Annotated in this window: 13 protein-coding genes (2 of these 13 cut by a window edge); 10 read left to right on the top strand and 3 right to left on the bottom strand. The window is 63.1% G+C overall.

Going from position 1 to position 15,000, the window contains the following annotated elements; translation table 11 throughout:
- From Q0367_RS04010 to Q0367_RS04025, 4 genes are all read left to right on the top strand, one after another.
- Positions 1-592, top strand: partial view of a hydroxypyruvate isomerase family protein gene (locus Q0367_RS04010; protein WP_298981038.1) — the 3' portion only. Its footprint begins 173 nt before the window's first position; 592 of the gene's 765 nt are visible here — the last part of the coding sequence; its start codon lies beyond the left edge, outside the window; its stop codon occupies positions 590-592.
- Positions 593-816: 224 nt separating this feature from the next.
- A complete protein-coding gene (cysE, locus tag Q0367_RS04015) occupies positions 817-1,521 on the top strand; it encodes a serine O-acetyltransferase (protein ID WP_297631991.1) in 705 nt (234 codons plus the stop codon).
- Positions 1,518-2,351, top strand: coding sequence for a 3-keto-5-aminohexanoate cleavage protein (locus tag Q0367_RS04020; protein ID WP_298981039.1), 834 nt, complete (start codon positions 1,518-1,520; stop codon positions 2,349-2,351). The genes cysE and Q0367_RS04020 overlap by 4 nt, the downstream gene beginning before the upstream one ends.
- 6 nt (positions 2,352-2,357) lie before the next feature.
- On the top strand, positions 2,358-3,473 hold the full coding sequence (locus Q0367_RS04025; RefSeq protein WP_298981040.1) for a glycosyltransferase family 4 protein: 1,116 nt from the start codon (positions 2,358-2,360) through the stop codon (positions 3,471-3,473).
- 268 nt (positions 3,474-3,741) lie between these two features.
- Here Q0367_RS04025 and Q0367_RS04030 read toward each other — a convergent pair whose 3' ends face one another.
- From Q0367_RS04030 to Q0367_RS04040, 3 genes are read right to left on the bottom strand one after another with little or no spacing between them, the layout of a single operon-like run.
- Positions 3,742-5,565 carry a hypothetical protein gene (locus tag Q0367_RS04030; RefSeq protein ID WP_298981042.1) on the bottom strand — a complete coding sequence of 608 codons (1,824 nt, stop codon included), beginning with the start codon at positions 5,563-5,565 and terminating at the stop codon, positions 3,742-3,744.
- A complete protein-coding gene (locus Q0367_RS04035; RefSeq protein ID WP_297632008.1) occupies positions 5,528-5,875 on the bottom strand; it encodes a YbjQ family protein in 348 nt (115 codons plus the stop codon). The genes Q0367_RS04030 and Q0367_RS04035 overlap by 38 nt, the downstream gene beginning before the upstream one ends.
- 60 nt (positions 5,876-5,935) lie before the next feature.
- Positions 5,936-7,822, bottom strand: coding sequence for a hypothetical protein (locus tag Q0367_RS04040; RefSeq protein WP_298981043.1), 1,887 nt, complete (start codon positions 7,820-7,822; stop codon positions 5,936-5,938).
- A gap of 284 nt (positions 7,823-8,106) precedes the next feature.
- On the opposite strand from Q0367_RS04040, the gene Q0367_RS04045 reads away from it, so the two are divergent.
- The 6 genes from Q0367_RS04045 to Q0367_RS04070 form a co-directional block, all read left to right on the top strand.
- Positions 8,107-9,393 (top strand): FAD-binding oxidoreductase, encoded by a 1,287-nt coding sequence (locus tag Q0367_RS04045; RefSeq protein WP_297632013.1) that lies wholly within the window; start codon positions 8,107-8,109, stop codon positions 9,391-9,393.
- Between the two features lie 338 nt (positions 9,394-9,731).
- On the top strand, positions 9,732-10,760 hold the full coding sequence (locus tag Q0367_RS04050; protein ID WP_297632016.1) for a LacI family DNA-binding transcriptional regulator: 1,029 nt from the start codon (positions 9,732-9,734) through the stop codon (positions 10,758-10,760).
- 118 nt (positions 10,761-10,878) lie between these two features.
- Complete coding sequence (locus Q0367_RS04055; protein ID WP_297632019.1) at positions 10,879-11,976, top strand: inositol-3-phosphate synthase; 1,098 nt, start codon at positions 10,879-10,881, stop codon at positions 11,974-11,976.
- Between the two features lie 169 nt (positions 11,977-12,145).
- Positions 12,146-13,525: an MFS transporter gene (locus Q0367_RS04060; protein WP_297632022.1), complete on the top strand. Its 1,380-nt coding sequence runs from the start codon at positions 12,146-12,148 to the stop codon at positions 13,523-13,525.
- A gap of 191 nt (positions 13,526-13,716) precedes the next feature.
- Positions 13,717-14,121: a DUF6941 family protein gene (locus Q0367_RS04065; protein ID WP_297632025.1), complete on the top strand. Its 405-nt coding sequence runs from the start codon at positions 13,717-13,719 to the stop codon at positions 14,119-14,121.
- Between the two features lie 101 nt (positions 14,122-14,222).
- Positions 14,223-15,000: the 5' portion of a Gfo/Idh/MocA family protein gene (locus Q0367_RS04070; protein ID WP_297632028.1), read on the top strand. Its footprint extends 572 nt past the window's final position; only the first 778 of its 1,350 coding nucleotides appear in the window; the start codon lies at positions 14,223-14,225; the stop codon falls past the right edge of the window.

Raw genomic sequence — 15,000 nt, forward strand, 5'->3', positions numbered from 1 at the left:
CGGCCACGCCTCAATCGTCGAGGGCTTGAACCGCCGCGCCCATCATCCCAGGATCGTGCGCGAGCTGGAAGCCAACATCGCCAAAGCGGAGCAATGGCGCATCGCCAACCTGATCTGCTTCAGCGGCAGCCGCGACGGCCTGCACGACGCCGCCGGCGTTGAGGCGACGGCGGAGGGGTTGGCGCAGGTCGCCCGCCGGGCGGAAGACGCCGGCGTGACCCTGGTGTTGGAAGTCCTGAACAGCAAAGTGGATCATCCCGACTATCAGGCCGACCACACGGCGTTCGCCGTCGAGGTGTGCCGTCAGGTGAACTCGCCGGCGGTGAAGGTGCTGTACGACATCTACCACATGCAGATCATGGAGGGCGACATCATCCGCACCATCGAGGCGCATCATCGCTGGTTCGGCCATTACCACACCGCCGGCAACCCCGGCCGCGGGGAGCTAGACGAACAGCAGGAGTTGAACTACGCGGCCATCTTCCGGGCCATCGCCGCCACGGGGTACACCGGCTACATCGGTCATGAGTTCATCCCTCGCAAAGACCCGATCGCCGGCCTGCGCGCGGCGTTCGAGTTGGCCCGCGCGTAACATCCAGGAAAACTTGCGTCGAAGGTCCCGCCGGAGTCGTAACCTGTCGAACTCACGCTCTCGTCGGTCTCCGCCTCCGGCGGGATATTGCGAGATCCTGGGGCCATACGAAAGTTGAAGCCGGTCAACCATGCACGGACATTTTGGACGAACGCCCCAGGAAAACCTACAATCAATAATGATGAACGGCGATCGGTTTTCCAGGGTTGTTTGAGGATCAAGGCATGTTTGACCGACTTCGCGAGGATATCCGGGTGGTTTTCGAGCGCGATCCCGCCGCGCGCAGCACGCTGGAGGTGTTGCTTTGCTATCCAGGGCTGCATGCGCAGTGGTTTTACCGCTTAGCCCATTGGCTGTGGCTGCGCAGGCTCTATTTTCTGGCGCGTTTGATTTCCCATCTTGGCCGCTTCTTCACCGGCATCGAGATTCATCCCGGCGCCACCATCGGTCGCGGCTTTTTCATCGACCACGGCATGGGCGTCGTGATCGGCGAGACCGCTGAAATCGGCGACAATGTGACGCTCTATCACGGCGTCACGCTGGGCGGGGTGAGCTGGCGCAAAGAGAAGCGCCACCCCACCATCGGCGACCACGTCGTCATCGGCGCAGGCGCCAAGATTCTGGGGCCGATCACCATCGGCGCGCACTCGCGCATCGGCGCCAACTCGGTGGTGGTGAAAGATGTGGAGCCGCATTCGGTGGTCGTCGGCGTGCCGGGGCGCGTGCGTCGGCGCTCCGGCGTGCTGGTGGAGGATACGCGCCACGAGGATCTCCAGCACAACGCCCTGCCTGACCCCACGATGGAGCTGCTGCAACAGGTGATGGCGCGGCTGGCCGCCGTCGAAGCGGAGCTGGCGCAAGAAGAGCTGCATCGCGAAGCGCAGAAGCAGGTGGAGGCGAACGGCTATCAGGGGCCGTGGGGCATATGAACAAGGTGATTGTCACGGTTGCGGTCAACGGCTCGCGACCGACCAAGGCGATGAACCCGGCCGTGCCCTACACGCCGGCCGAGATCGCCGACGCAGCGGTGGAGGCGCACAGGGCCGGCGCGGCCATTGCCCACATCCACGTGCGCGATCCAGAGAGCGGAGCGCCCTCTTCTCGGCTGGAGCTTTTCGCCGAAGTGCTCGACCGCATCCGCAGCTGCTGCGACATGCTGGTCAACCTTACGACCAGCGGCCTTCACGTCGCCGGACAGGACGCGCTGGAGCAACGGCTGGCGCCGGTGCAGTTGCGCCCCGATCTCTGCTCACTCGACATCGGCTCGCTCAACTTTCGCGACCGCCTCTTCGCCAACCCGCCGGAATTCGGCGAGGAGGCGGCGCGGCGCATGCGAGCCGCCGGCGTCAAACCGGAGATCGAGGTCTTCGACGTCGGCCACATCGACCAGGCGCTTGACCTGATCGGGCGAGGGTTGATCGAGCCGCCTCCCTACTTTCAGCTTTGCATGGGCGTGAAATGGGGCATCCCGGCGACGCCGGAAAATCTGCTCTTCATGCGCAGCAAACTCCCCGCCGACGCACAATGGTCGGTGCTGGGCGTCGGCGCAGCGCAATGGACGATGGTGGCGATGGGCGTATTGCTGGGCGGCCATGTGCGTGTGGGCTTCGAGGACAACCTCTACCTGCGCAAGGGCGTGCTGGCGCGCAGCAACGCCGAGCTGGTGGAACAGGCCGTGCGCATTGCGCAGGCGCTGCAGCGAGAAGTCGCCACTCCGGCCGAAGCGCGGGCGATGCTGCATCTTTCAGGCTCATTTTGATGCACCATGCCGGGCCATGCGCTCTTCATCACCCACACCCATCCCCTGCCCGACCTGGACGGCGCCTCGTTGCGCGGTCTGCGCCTGATGCAGATGATGCGCGAATTGGGGTGGGAGGTGACCAACCTGTCCGCCGGCCGCGCCTTTCATCCGATCTACGAGGCGCGCATCGACGAGGCGCGGGCGCTGCTCTCCGCCCGCGGAGTGCAGGCGGCGGGGCCGGCCTCGCCGCTGGCCTATCTGGCCGATCAGGGGGCGGCGTTCGACCTGATCGTGCTGGCGGTGACGCCTGGACAGCCGGACTTTCTCTCTCAGACGCGGCGATGGGCGCCCCGCGCGGCGGTGATCTATGACACGATTGAACTGACCTTCGTCAGCATGCACCGCGCCGGGCAGCTTCAGCGCAGCGAGCGTCTGTTGCAGCAGGCGCGCGCAGTTGCGGAGAAACAGCTCGCCGTGATCGCCGACGCAGATGTGACGTGGGTCGTCACCGATGAAGAGAAGGCGCTGCTCGAACAGCTGCGCCCGCAGGCGCACGTGCGCGTGATCTCCAACGTGCACAGCGTGGTGAAGGAGGCTCCGGGGCCGGAGGGTCGCCGCGACCTGCTCTTTGTCGGCAACTACGTGCACATGCCCAATCGCGACGCCGCCCGTCATTTTGTGGCCGACATCTGGCCGCAGGTGCGCACGCAGCTGCCTGGCGCAGCCGTGCGCTTCGTCGGCCTGCCTGTGCCGGAGATCGTCGCGCTCCAGGCTTCCGATGTGCTTGTGACCGGCCATGTGACGGATTTGACGCCGTTATACGCGAGCAGCTGCGTCTCCATTGCGCCGCTGCGCTTTGGCGCCGGCGTCAAAGGCAAGGTGCTGGAGGCGATGAGCTATGGATTGCCCGTGGTGATGACGCCGGTGGCAGCGGAAGGAACGCACGCTGTGCATGGGGAGCACGCGCTAATCGCCGAGACGCCCGCCGCGTTCGCGGACGCCATCGTGACGCTGCACCGCGATAATGCCCTTTGGATGCGGCTATCCAAAGCGGGGCGACTTCTGGTGGAAACGTATTTTTCCTACAACGCCGTCAAAACACGGCTGGCCGCGCTGCTGAACGAGATTGGGCGCGGCTAAGGGCTTCCGCGTCTGCGCATCAACGCCAAAACTCGCTTCACCTCCACGAATGGCGCAGCTCGCAGCTACGCTTCCTCGAATTCTCCGAGACCTTGCAATTAGATCGATCCTGTCAATCCGGAAACGTGCGGCTGAGAGCCTCACCACAACCGCCGATGACTTGCTCAATCCGCTCTGTCGACTGCCAGGTTCCACTGCATCATTCCCACTATCCGTAAAAGTGAATAGAGGAGGCGCATTTGTCGATGGGGAAAGGGACGTTCGCCGTTCATGGATTGCGCCGACGCCACCGCCACGCCGCGCCACCGGCGCCTGCGGCGACAAGGAGGAGCAGCCCAACCAGCAAAAGCGGACTGGGAAATCCGAAGTTCGTCGTAGGCGAGACAGACTCAACCACGGGTTCGCCTGCGTCGGCGACGCCTGTGACCGGCGAAGGAGAAGAGGATGGAACGATCGTCGGGCTGCGCAACGGCGCGGGGTTGCGGAGGTCCACTACGGCGAGCCGGCCTTCCACCACCTCTGTGACCACCTCCTGCGCCTGCGGTTGATCCGGCAGCAACAGATAGCCCGCCAGCCAGTCGAGATCGGCCACCGGTTGCACCTCGAGCAGTTGAATCAGCGTTTCCTGCGGCAGCTTGAGCAGCGCACTGCGTTTTTCGGCGGAGAGCGCCAGCAGCTTCTGCGCCATTTCTTCTTTCGGCAGTGAGATGAACGCTGCGAAAGTCGCCGAGGTGAATTCCTCGGGCCGGGCGCGACGATGGACGCCCCACGCCGCCACGCGCGCCAGCGCGTCCCCCGCAAGCTGCACCCAGGCCAGCGTCTCGGCGGTGTTGTACGTCTCGCTCAGGATGGTGAGAGCCGCCTCCGGCGCGGTCAGCAGCAGGCTGAGGCTGCCGTCGGCAAGGGCCCGATCCAGCTCGGCGCGGCCCAGCTGGCGCATGTAAAAATTGACCAAATTCGCCACAGCCTCCAGCTCATCGAGCGTCGTCTCTTGCAACAGACGCCGGAAATCGGCGTTCTCCTCCGCCACCATGCAGACGTAGGCGTAGGCGTCGCAGAATCCTTGCCACTGTTCGATCAGGCTGGCTGCAGTCTCCAGCGCAATCATCGACGCCTGCTCCGGCAGGTCATCGCGCACGGCGTCGGCGATCTCCTGGCGAATCTTCTGTTTGACCTCCTCGCTCTGCAGCGCCTCTTGAATTTGCGGCAGCGCGCCCTGTCCCCCTTCCCACAGGTCGTAGACGATCAGGCCGATTCCAACCACCCACCCTGCAATCGGGATAAACGAAGACCCGGCCCGCCCCAGGATGCGCCCTACGATGCGGCCCGCCACGCGTTGCGCAAGCTTTTCACTCAGTTTCACGCTCAGGCGATGGATGAGCTGCGTCGCCACGATGGTGGCCACGCCCGTCAACGCAAGCCGATGGTCAACCAGGGCGGCGGAGGTCGAGGCGGGAAGCGGATCCAGGGCGAGAGCCTGCGTTTCCTGCTGCACGCGGACGGCGAACAGTTCAAAAAACGCCTGGGAGTATCGTTCGCCTACGTAGGCTTGCAGGCAGAGCAAGGCCACCGACGCCGCCTGCGCAAATTGCGCCTCCACCTGTTTCGCCACCTCTCGCCCAATGGCCGCCGAGAGGGCGTCCAGTTTGGCGCGGAAGGTCGGCGAGCCAAACGCGTCGTTGGCCACGCGCTCGGCGTACTCTTCCGCCTTTTCGGGCCACCAGCCGGAAAGCAGACGGTTGAAATAATCCTCGCTCTGCATCAGCGCATCGACGGCGCGCTTCACCTCGGCGTCGATGGCGGCGTCCATCTGAAGCTCCGTCCAGGCGCGGCTTACAATCCCATCGACGTCAAACGGTTTGGCTTCATTTTGAAGCACGGCCACCACATGCGCTTCGATTTCGTTGCGCAACTGGCCGCGTTCGACGCGGTTGCAGTCGCCGATCGTATACTGCCCGCCTGTGCTGCGCTGCATGGAAGGAGCAGCGGCGACAGGCGCCGCCGAGAAAATGAGGGAGACAATCCAGAGCAGAACGAGCCAGGAGCGCCAGCCCTTAAGACGCTTTTGATTGACCGTCGCCTTGATGCGCATTTTTTACGATACGAAAAGCGTTGCCGTATACAATAATCTCGACGCCGCCCTCCACAACCACGGGATGGGCGATCTTGACGCCGATCACGCCGTCGTAGCCTTTGCTGCGCGCCAGTTCGTCCAGCTCGCACAACGCGCCATCGACCGCGCTGCGAATCAACCCTTCGTAATGGGTCATGCGTCCACCGATCAGGTTGCGGATGTTTTCGCGAATGTCTCTGACGACGTTGGCCGCGCGCACGTGCACCACGGTCAGCAGTTCCCCCAGCTCGATCTCTGCGGATGGGTGTGAGTCTAATGCAATTAACACTGCGTCACCCCTGTAAAGTCACCCCTGTAAACGGTCACCCCTGTGAAACGATCCTGTGAATTACGCTTTTCGTCTTCGCAAATGACTCAACGGCTGCACCAGCCAGGCGCCGAACCCCCACGCCAGACGCAGCGCCACCAGCAGCAGCAAGAGCAAAGCGACGCCGGCGCCGACCGACGGCCACAGCCCGTACTTGGCCCAGAAGAGCTGAGGAGAAATCTCACCCAGCAACACGGCGCCGCTGTCCGCTGCATAGTCCAGGCCGCCGCGCGGGCCGGCCAGGAAGGTGATCGCCTTGTTCAAGTCGCCGACGTTCGCCAGCTGATGCAGGTCGCCCAGCCGTCGCAGCGGTTCGATGACGGCGGGCTGGCTCAGCAGCCGTGCAACCAGCTGATTGCGCTGCTCCAGAGAGAGCATAGGCGTCTGTGCAGCGAGCCAGGCCAGGTCGTCGGGCGAGAGTTGATTGGCCAGCGCCACAAGGTTGGCTTCCGACAATTTAAGCAATTCGGCCAGTTGCGGCGCCGGGAGCAGCGCCAACCGCGCCGCCGCAGTTTTGTCCTTGAGGGCGAGCAGCGCGTCGAGCTGCGCCCGGTCGACCTGAGCTGGCGTCAGATGCTTGTGCAACTCCAGCGCCGCCACTTCGTTCAGCCGCCCGCCGACGGCCGCATACCAGTCCAACGCCGCCTGCAAGGAGCCGAGGTCGCGCACAATGGTCACGGCGGCCTCCGGCAGGTCAAGCACGCGGCGCAGCGAACCGTCGGCCACGGCGGCGTCGAGCGCCGCGCGCCCACCGTTCGCCATCACCACGCTCACCAGCTGCACCAGCCGGCTCAACTGCTCTTGCGACTGCAAAGAGGCCAACAGCTCGGCGAAGGCCGGGTCTTCAGCCGCCAGGTCGAGCACCTGACGAATCGTGCGTTTGACCGTGCGCCATTCAGCGAAAAGCTCGTTCGCCACCGTGCGCGCCAGCGCCGGCGTTTCGTTTTCCAGTTCTGGCTGGATTGCAGCGGCAATTTCGCGGCGAATGCTCGCCGCCGTCTCGGAGGATTTCAGCGCCGCCTGAATCTGGGGCAGCGCGCCGTCGCGGCTGTCGTACAGGTCATAGGCAATCATGCCAAGGCCCAGAACCCAGCCGGCAAGCGGCACAACGCCTGCGCCGACGCGGCCCAGCACCCGACCCACCAACTGCCCCGCCACGCGCTGCGAGATGCGCTGAGAGACGGTCACCATCAATTTGCGCGTCAGTTGGGCGGCGACAATCACGCCGACGCCGCCCAACGCCCAACGATGCTTGTCGATGAGCGCCAGCAGGTCGGGGCTTGCAGCGTCCGCTTCGAGCATCTGGACGCCCGTGACTGCGCTTTCCACGCGACGCTCAAAGGCTCGCGCCAGCGCCGCTGAATAGTTGGCGTCGATGAAGGTCTGCATGCAGTACAGCGCCGCCGACGTCGATTCGGCGGAGGCGACATCCAATTCACCGGCGATTGCTGCGGAGACTGCATCCGCCAGCGCCTCCATGCCGTTGCGAAAGACCGGCGCGTCGAAGGCGTAGGTCGCCACCGCCAGCGCCAGCTCGCGCGCGGCCTCCGGCGACCAGGCGGACAGAAACTTGTTCCAGAGATCGGTCTCGCTCTGCACGCGCGCGGTCGCCAGATCGACGGCTTCGGCCAGGATGCGGTCCATGCCGAGGGCGGTCCATTGTTGCTCAACAATGGCGTTTAGATCGAGCGCGGCCAGTTGCGCGGCGAAGATCTCCTGAACGACGAGGTTCAGCTCATCCTGCAAGGATTCTTCAGGCACGACGCTGCAATCGCGCAAAGCATCGCCGCCCTGCTGCGTGGGCGCAGTCGCTCCAGGAGCAGCCATGGCCGGCGCCGCCGAAAGCGTCAACGCCATCACCAATATCCAGTGCACGATTCGCAAGAAAGATTTTCGCCGCCCACTCATTGAGGATTCGTCTATCCTTTTGCTCGCGTTCTTTGGCGCCCTCTGCGCGGCGCCACGCCAACCGCCCTTGACCTGTATTATACGTCCATTCTGCGGAGAAAGTTTCCTCCATTCTATGGAGAAAGACGCCGAATAAATTCGACGGATGACGGCGGGCGCGTTCGATTGGCGTGGGTGAATCCAAGGAAGCGCAGCCACAGGCAACACTGTGCGCAGTTGCGCCTCCGTTTGTTTTATGCTACGTTTTTCCGTGTCGAATTCATCTTATTTTCAGGAGAGTTCCTATGCAAGTATGTGTGATTGGCGCCGGCGTGATCGGATGCGCCATTGCGCTGGAGCTTCGCCGTCGAGGCTTTGACGTGACAGTTCTCGATAAAAATGGCGACGCCGGCCACGGCTCCACTTCCTCCTCCTGTGGGATTGTTCGTCGCTTCTACAGTCAGCCCGGCATGATTGCGATGGCGCATGAAGGCTGGCATATTTGGGATGACTGGCGCTCCTTTGTCGGCGACATCGAGGGCGAGCTCATCCAGTTTCCCAGGCCGGGGATGGTCTTTATTCCGCCGCACATGGATGAAAGCGTGCTCACGATCGTGAAGGAGATGCAGCAGTTGGGCATCAAGGCGCGCGTCCTGTCGGCGGCGGAGGTATCCGCCCGTTTCCCGTTTCTGGACACCTCCTCCTTTTTTCCGCCGACGCCGGTCGATGACCCGCGCTTTTTCGAGCCGAGCGAACAGTCGATCGAGGGCGCAGTGCTCGAGGAGGATGCCGGCTACGTCGTCTTTCCGGCGTTGGCGGCGCAGAATCTGCGCGAGGCGGCGACGCAGGCAGGCGTCGTCTTTCGCTTCAAACAGCGCGTCACCGCCATCGAGGAAGGGGGACGGCGACGCTTCCATCTGCAACTGGAGAGCGGGCAAGGGATAGAAACAGACGTCGTCGTCAACGTCGCCGGTCCGCACTCCGCCATCGTCAACCGCATGGCCGGCGTGACGCTGCCGCTGGAGACGCGACCTCTGCGACGTGAAGTGCATGCCCAGGTCAATCCGCTCTATGAAAGCGGCGTTCCGCTCCCGATCGTCGGCGACCTCAACGGCGGCATCTATTTTCGCCCGGAGGCGGGCGGGCGCGACATCATCGTCGGCTCGACCGACCCCGCATGCGACGCGCTGGAATTCGTCGACGACCCCGATGCGTTCGAGCGCGGGGTTACGCAGCTTTACCGCGAACGGCAGACGCTGCGCTTGATGAAGCGCATGCCCTCGGTCACGATGGGGCGTCCGCGCGGGTTGGCCGACCTCTACGATGTCACGGTGCAGGATTGGTACCCGATCGTGGACCGGACGGACCGCCCCGGCTACTACGTCTGCATCGGCACGAGCGGCTCGTCTTTCAAGACCGCCCCTGTGCTGGGCATGTTGACGGCCCAGATCGTGGAGGCGTGCGAGTCGGGCCGCGATGTCGACGAACAGCCGTTGCAGCTCCACCTGCCGCGCATCGGCGTCACGGTGGATACGCGCTTTCTTTCACGTCACCGCGGCCAATTGCAGACGACGTCCACCGTCATCGGCTAGGGCTTCTCCCCCTCTCCCAGCCTTGGGAGAGGGGGCCGGGGGTGAGGGCTTTCCTCACGGCTTTTGGGCCTGTCGAGGGTCTGCGGCTGCGAGCCGCAGCTACGGTGAATCCAGAGAACCTGCGGCTGCGAGCCGCAGCTACGGTGAATCCAGAGAATCTACGGTTGCGCACGGAGGTCATCCCCTTCGGCGTGACATTCAATAGCCGAAGTCGGTAGATTTTGACAACTATCCCTATGGGGCGATAAACTGTTTCCTGTTTGCGCAAACGTTTGCTCTTACAAACGGTCGCCATCAAGGAGCGTCGGCGTTGACCGGCCTCCACCTGGAGCCATCAAATGTCGCAGGTTTCGATCGTTGATATTGCACGGCTGGCGCAGGTCTCGCCCTCGACCGTCTCGCGCGCCCTGCAAGGGCACCCGCGCATCAGCGCCGAGCGTCGCGCCGCCATCCTGGCGCTGGCGGAAGAGCTGGGCTATCGCCCCAGCCAGGTGGCGCGCAGCCTTGTGACCGGCCGCAGTCATACGCTCGGCGTCGTCGTATCGGACGTCACCGATCCCTTCGTGGCGGAGGTGCTCAAAGGCGCCGAGATGGCGGCGCGCGACGCCGGCTATCGGCTGCTCTTCGCCATGTCGAATCGCAATCCTGCGCAGGAGATCGAGGCGGCGGAAGCCCTGCTCGACTATGAGGTGGATGGGTTGATCGTGATCTCCAGCCGAGCGCCGGATCGCTACGCCCGCCTGCCGCGGCTCCGCGACGTCGGAAACGATCACCGCATTCCCGTCGTGTTGTTGAATCATGCGCAGGTGAGCGAATTCATCTACAGCGTCAAGATGGACAGCGAAAGCGGCGCGCGCATGGCCGTTTCCTACCTCAGTCAGCTGGGGCACCGTCGCATTGCGTTCATCTCCGGGCCAAGCGGCGGACGCAGCAGCAGCGAACGGTTGGCGGGTTATCGCCGCGCCGTGTTGGAGCACGGTCTAGACGCCTCGCCGGAGCTGGTGATCGGCGGCGCCGGCCTGCTGGAGGATGGCTGGGAGACGCTGGCGGTGCTGCTGGCGCTGAAGCCGCCCCCCACCGCCGTGCTCTGTTACAACGATCTGAGCGCCATCGGCCTGTTGGCCGCCGCAGCGCAGATGGGCGTCCCCGTGCCCGATGCGCTTTCGGTCGTCGGCTATGACAATATCCCGCTCAGTGCGTACACGACGCCGCCGCTCACAACCGTCGAGCAGCCCAAGGAAGCGATGGGGCGCACGGCGGTCAAGGTCTGTCTGCGCGCGCTGGCCGGCGAGCCGGCGACCACGACCGTGTTGAGCGGTCAACTGGTGGTGCGCAGCAGCGCCGCCGCGCCGCCTCGGGCGCAGTAACGCCGGGCTTTGTCCAGAAAGAAACACGCATGCACGTCGCTTGAAAAATTTATGCGCAAACGTTTGCATCAGTAAGGTTTCGGCATCGTTCGTTTTAACCAGAAAGGAGTCACCGTCTATGCACCGCAAAATTCGCGTCGCCATCGCCGGCGTCGGCAACTGCGCCAGCAGCCTGATCCAGGGCGTCCATTACTACGCCGAGGCCAGCCCAGAGGAGAAGGTGCCGGGTCTGATGCACGTCGATTTAGGCGGCTACCATGTGCGCGACCTGGAGTTCGTCGCCGCCTTCGACGTCGACGCCGCCAAGGTGGGCAAGGATCTCGGCGAGGCTATCTTCTCCGGCCCCAACAACACCTACCGCTTCGCCGACGTGCCGTTGCTGGGCGTCGTCGTGCAGCGCGGGCCGACCCTGGACGGCCTGGGCAAATATCTGCGCCAGGTCATCGACGAGTCCTCTGCGCCTGTGGTCGATGTGGCGCAGGTGCTGCGCGAGACGCAGGCCGACGTGCTGATCAACTACCTGCCGGTCGGCAGCGAAGAAGGCGCCCGCTACTACGCCGAGCAGGCGCTCCAGGCCGGCGTCGCCTTCATCAACTGCATCCCTGTCTTCATCGCCAAGGATGCGACGTGGCGGCGCCGCTTCGAGGAAGCCAACGTTCCCATCATCGGCGACGACATCAAGAGCCAGGTCGGCGCCACCATCACCCACCGCGTGTTGACCCGCCTTTTCGAGGATCGCGGCGTGCGCGTTGACCGCACCTATCAGCTCAACTTCGGCGGCAACACCGACTTTCTCAACATGTTGGAGCGGGAGCGGCTGGAGAGCAAGAAGATTTCCAAGACCAACGCCGTCACTTCGCAGATCACCGGCCGCCTGGAGGAGGAAAGCGTGCATGTAGGGCCGAGCGACTACGTGCCGTGGCTGAGCGACCGCAAATTCTGCGAAATTCGCATCGAAGGCACCACCTTCGGCGACGTGCCCCTTCTCCTGACCGCGCATCTGGAAGTGTGGGACAGCCCTAACAGCGCCGGCGTGGTGATCGATGCGGTGCGCTGCGCCAAGCTGGCGCTCGATGCAGGCGTCGGCGGCGCGCTGCTTGGCCCGTCAAGCTACTTCATGAAAAGCCCGCCGGAGCAGTACACCGACGACGTGTGCCGCAACAAGGTCGAAGAGTTCATTGCGGCCTACGGCTGGCGGCAACCTGTCGCCGGATAAGCGTTAGGCGGATCGCCCCAAAATTTTAACAATTTTTCGATAAATTGGGGGGTGCGCTTTCCCGAAAGTTGTGCTATAGTGTCAATACGCCGTCTGTTGTGGCTGGCCCCAATCCAGCCTTCGGGGGACAACAGACGGTGTATTTTTTTACAATCACTTTTCCATGATTATGACAAGCAAACCATTTCTTTCACCTGGCAAACAGATCGCATACGCTTTGGGGCAATTGGGCTGGTCGACGCTGGTCAACATCATCGGGCTGACGTTGGTCTACTTCTATCTGCCGCCCGAGAACGCCGGCCTGCCCACGCTCATCACCACAGCCGTCTTTTTGGGCATCTTCAACGCCATCACGCTGATCGCGGCGTCCGGCCGACTCTGGGACGCCATCACCGATCCGCTGATCGCCAATCTGAGCGACCGTTCCCGGCATCGGCGTGGGCGGCGCATCCCTTTCCTGGCGGTGGGTGCGCTGCCGGCTGCGCTTTTTTGCGTGCTGATGTTCACGCCGCCGGTGCGCGAGGTGAGCGCCGTCAACATCGTCTGGCTGGTCGTCATGCAGATGCTCTTCTACCTCTTTTTGACCGTCTACGTGACTCCCTACTTTGCGCTGCTGCCGGAACTGGGGCACACGGCCACCCAACGCCTCAATCTCTCGACCTGGATCTCGATCACCTATGCGCTGGGCATCATGGTGGCTGCGCAGACGCCAGCGCTCGCCGGCGTCGTGCAGTCCGCTTTTGGCGTCGACGACAAGATGACCGCCTTTCAGATCGCCATCGCCGCCCTGGCGTTCGTGGCCGTGCTGCTGATGTATCTGCCGGTCCTTTTCATCGATGAAAACCGCTACTGCGAGCGCGTCCCGTCCACCGTCCCGCTGCTCGAAGCGGTGCGCACGACCTTTCGCAACCAGAGCTTTCGCTACTATGTAGTCGCCGATTTCGCCTATTTCATGGCGTTGACGATCGTCAACACCGGCCTGCTCTACTACATCACCGTCCTGTTGTTGTTGGAGGAGGCGCTGGTGAGCGCGCTGTTGACCGTCATGGTGATTCTCTCCTTCGTCTTCTATCCCGCGGTCAATCTGCTGGCGCGCCGGCTCGGCAAGAAGCCGTTGATCGTCGTCTCGTTTTTCTGGATGAGCGTGATCTTCTTCGGCGTCTTTTTCCTGGGCAGGATGCCGCTGCCGCCGGTGGCGCAGGCGTACACGCTGATCGTTTTATACGCCATCCCGATCGCCTTCCTCGGCGTGCTGCCCAACGCCGTACTGGCGGACATCGCCGAACACGACGCCATGCACACAGGCGAACGGTTGGAAGGCATGTTCTTCGCCGCGCGCACGCTGATGCAAAAGCTAGGGCAGACGATGGGCGTCGTCATCTTCGCCACATTGACCATCTGGGGGCGCAATCCAGGCGACGATCTGGGCGTTCGGCTGAGCGGGATGGCGGGCTTTGCGCTGTGCGTTGCGGCGGGATTGATCTTTTTGCGCTACAACGAGCGCCGCGTATTGCGGGAGCTGGAGCAGCGCGAGGTCAGCGCCGGGTGAGACTCTCCGCTGTTGCAGCCAGATTGCGACGCATTTTCAAAATTTGACGCCTCGGATGTGTGATGGTATGCTTTCAAAAGCGCTGTCGGTGGTGCTGGGCCCCAATCCCAGCTTCGGGGGACCATCGACGGCGCACTTTTTTGCTCGCACACGGCCTATCGCTTCTGCTTGTATAGACTGGGCGGATCGCCATGAAGGCCCGAATCGCCGTACTCGCCGACTACGCCAGCCTCTCGATCGAACATAAGCTCAACATCCTGGGCGTCTTCACGACGATCAACGCGACCAAGGCGCCGGTCGTCCACCCGCAGATGAAATTGGTCGCTCAGTTTGAATTCGACGCCAGCGAGGCGGGTCAGCATCCGATGCGGGTCGTGCTGATCGACGCCGACGGCAACGAGCTGCTTTCGATCGCCGGCGTGATCACAATTCAACCTCCTCCTGGAGGGAAGCCGGCGTTGATGAACCAGCTTCTCGACCTCACCCATCTGACTTTCCCCAGGTTTGGCGACTATGAGTTTCGCATCCTGATCGACGACGAGGTCGCAGCTGAAATCCCCTTGACCGTGGCGCAGATCGGCGCAACGCAGGCGTAGAAGCAGATTCTTCCATCAACAAATGCAATACAAACACAACAACGCAACACAACGTAGAGGACCCACCCAATAAGAAACACGAAACACGGAGCACGAAACCAATGAGCAATTCCCCAAAACGCTATGCCATCGTCGGAACCGGCGCACGCGCCGGGCTGTATATCGAAGGGCTGGCCACCACCTACGCCGATGTAGCGGAGCTGGTTGGCCTGTGCGACCTGAGTCAGACGCGCATGGATTGGTGGAATCGACAACTGACAACCCGCCTGGGGCGGCCGTCGCTGCCCACCTACCGGGCGCATGAATTCGACCGCATGATCGCCGAGACGCGGCCCGACGTCGTCATTGTCACCACCATCGATTGCACGCACCATGAATACATCACGCGAGCGATGGCGCTCGGCTGCGACGTCATCACCGAAAAGCCGATGACGATCGATCTGGAGAAGCTGCGCGCCATTTTCGACGCCATCGACGCCACGGGGAAGCAACTACGCGTCACCTTCAACTATCGCTATGCGCCCGCCTACACCCGCTTTCGCGAGCTGTTGATGGCGGGGGTCGTCGGCCGCCCGTTGTTGGTCGATTTTTCCTGGATGCTCGACACCAGCCACGGCGCCGACTATTTTCGCCGCTGGCATCGAGAAAAGGCCAACAGCGGCGGCCTGCTCGTGCACAAGGCGACGCATCATTTCGACCTCGTCAACTGGTGGATCGACAGCCATCCACAGAGCGTCTTTGCGCTCGGCGCGCTGAGCTTCTACGGCAAAGCCAACGCCGAAGCGCGTGGAGAGCAGTACAGCTATAGTCGTTACACCGGCGAACCGGCGGCGCGCAACGATCCCTTTGCCCTCGACCTGACCAGCAAAGAGGCGCTCA

Origin of the sequence: uncultured Caldilinea sp. (assembly GCF_937128415.1) — a bacterium.
In the GTDB taxonomy this organism is placed as follows: domain Bacteria; phylum Chloroflexota; class Anaerolineae; order Caldilineales; family Caldilineaceae; genus Caldilinea.

Bases quoted from the DNA above. Each gene is read 5' to 3' on its own strand.
- Q0367_RS04025 (WP_298981040.1), top strand. From the start codon at position 2,358: ATGCCGGGCCATGCGCTCTTCATCACCCACACCCATCCCCTGCCCGAC.
- Q0367_RS04045 (WP_297632013.1), top strand. From the start codon at position 8,107: ATGCAAGTATGTGTGATTGGCGCCGGCGTGATCGGATGCGCCATTGCG.
- Q0367_RS04055 (WP_297632019.1), top strand. From the start codon at position 10,879: ATGCACCGCAAAATTCGCGTCGCCATCGCCGGCGTCGGCAACTGCGCC.
- Q0367_RS04065 (WP_297632025.1), top strand. From the start codon at position 13,717: ATGAAGGCCCGAATCGCCGTACTCGCCGACTACGCCAGCCTCTCGATC.
- Q0367_RS04060 (WP_297632022.1), top strand. From the start codon at position 12,146: ATGACAAGCAAACCATTTCTTTCACCTGGCAAACAGATCGCATACGCT.
- Q0367_RS04030 (WP_298981042.1), bottom strand. From the start codon at position 5,565: ATGCGCATCAAGGCGACGGTCAATCAAAAGCGTCTTAAGGGCTGGCGC.
- Q0367_RS04020 (WP_298981039.1), top strand. From the start codon at position 1,518: ATGAACAAGGTGATTGTCACGGTTGCGGTCAACGGCTCGCGACCGACC.
- Q0367_RS04040 (WP_298981043.1), bottom strand. From the start codon at position 7,822: ATGAGTGGGCGGCGAAAATCTTTCTTGCGAATCGTGCACTGGATATTG.
- cysE (WP_297631991.1), top strand. From the start codon at position 817: ATGTTTGACCGACTTCGCGAGGATATCCGGGTGGTTTTCGAGCGCGAT.
- Q0367_RS04050 (WP_297632016.1), top strand. From the start codon at position 9,732: ATGTCGCAGGTTTCGATCGTTGATATTGCACGGCTGGCGCAGGTCTCG.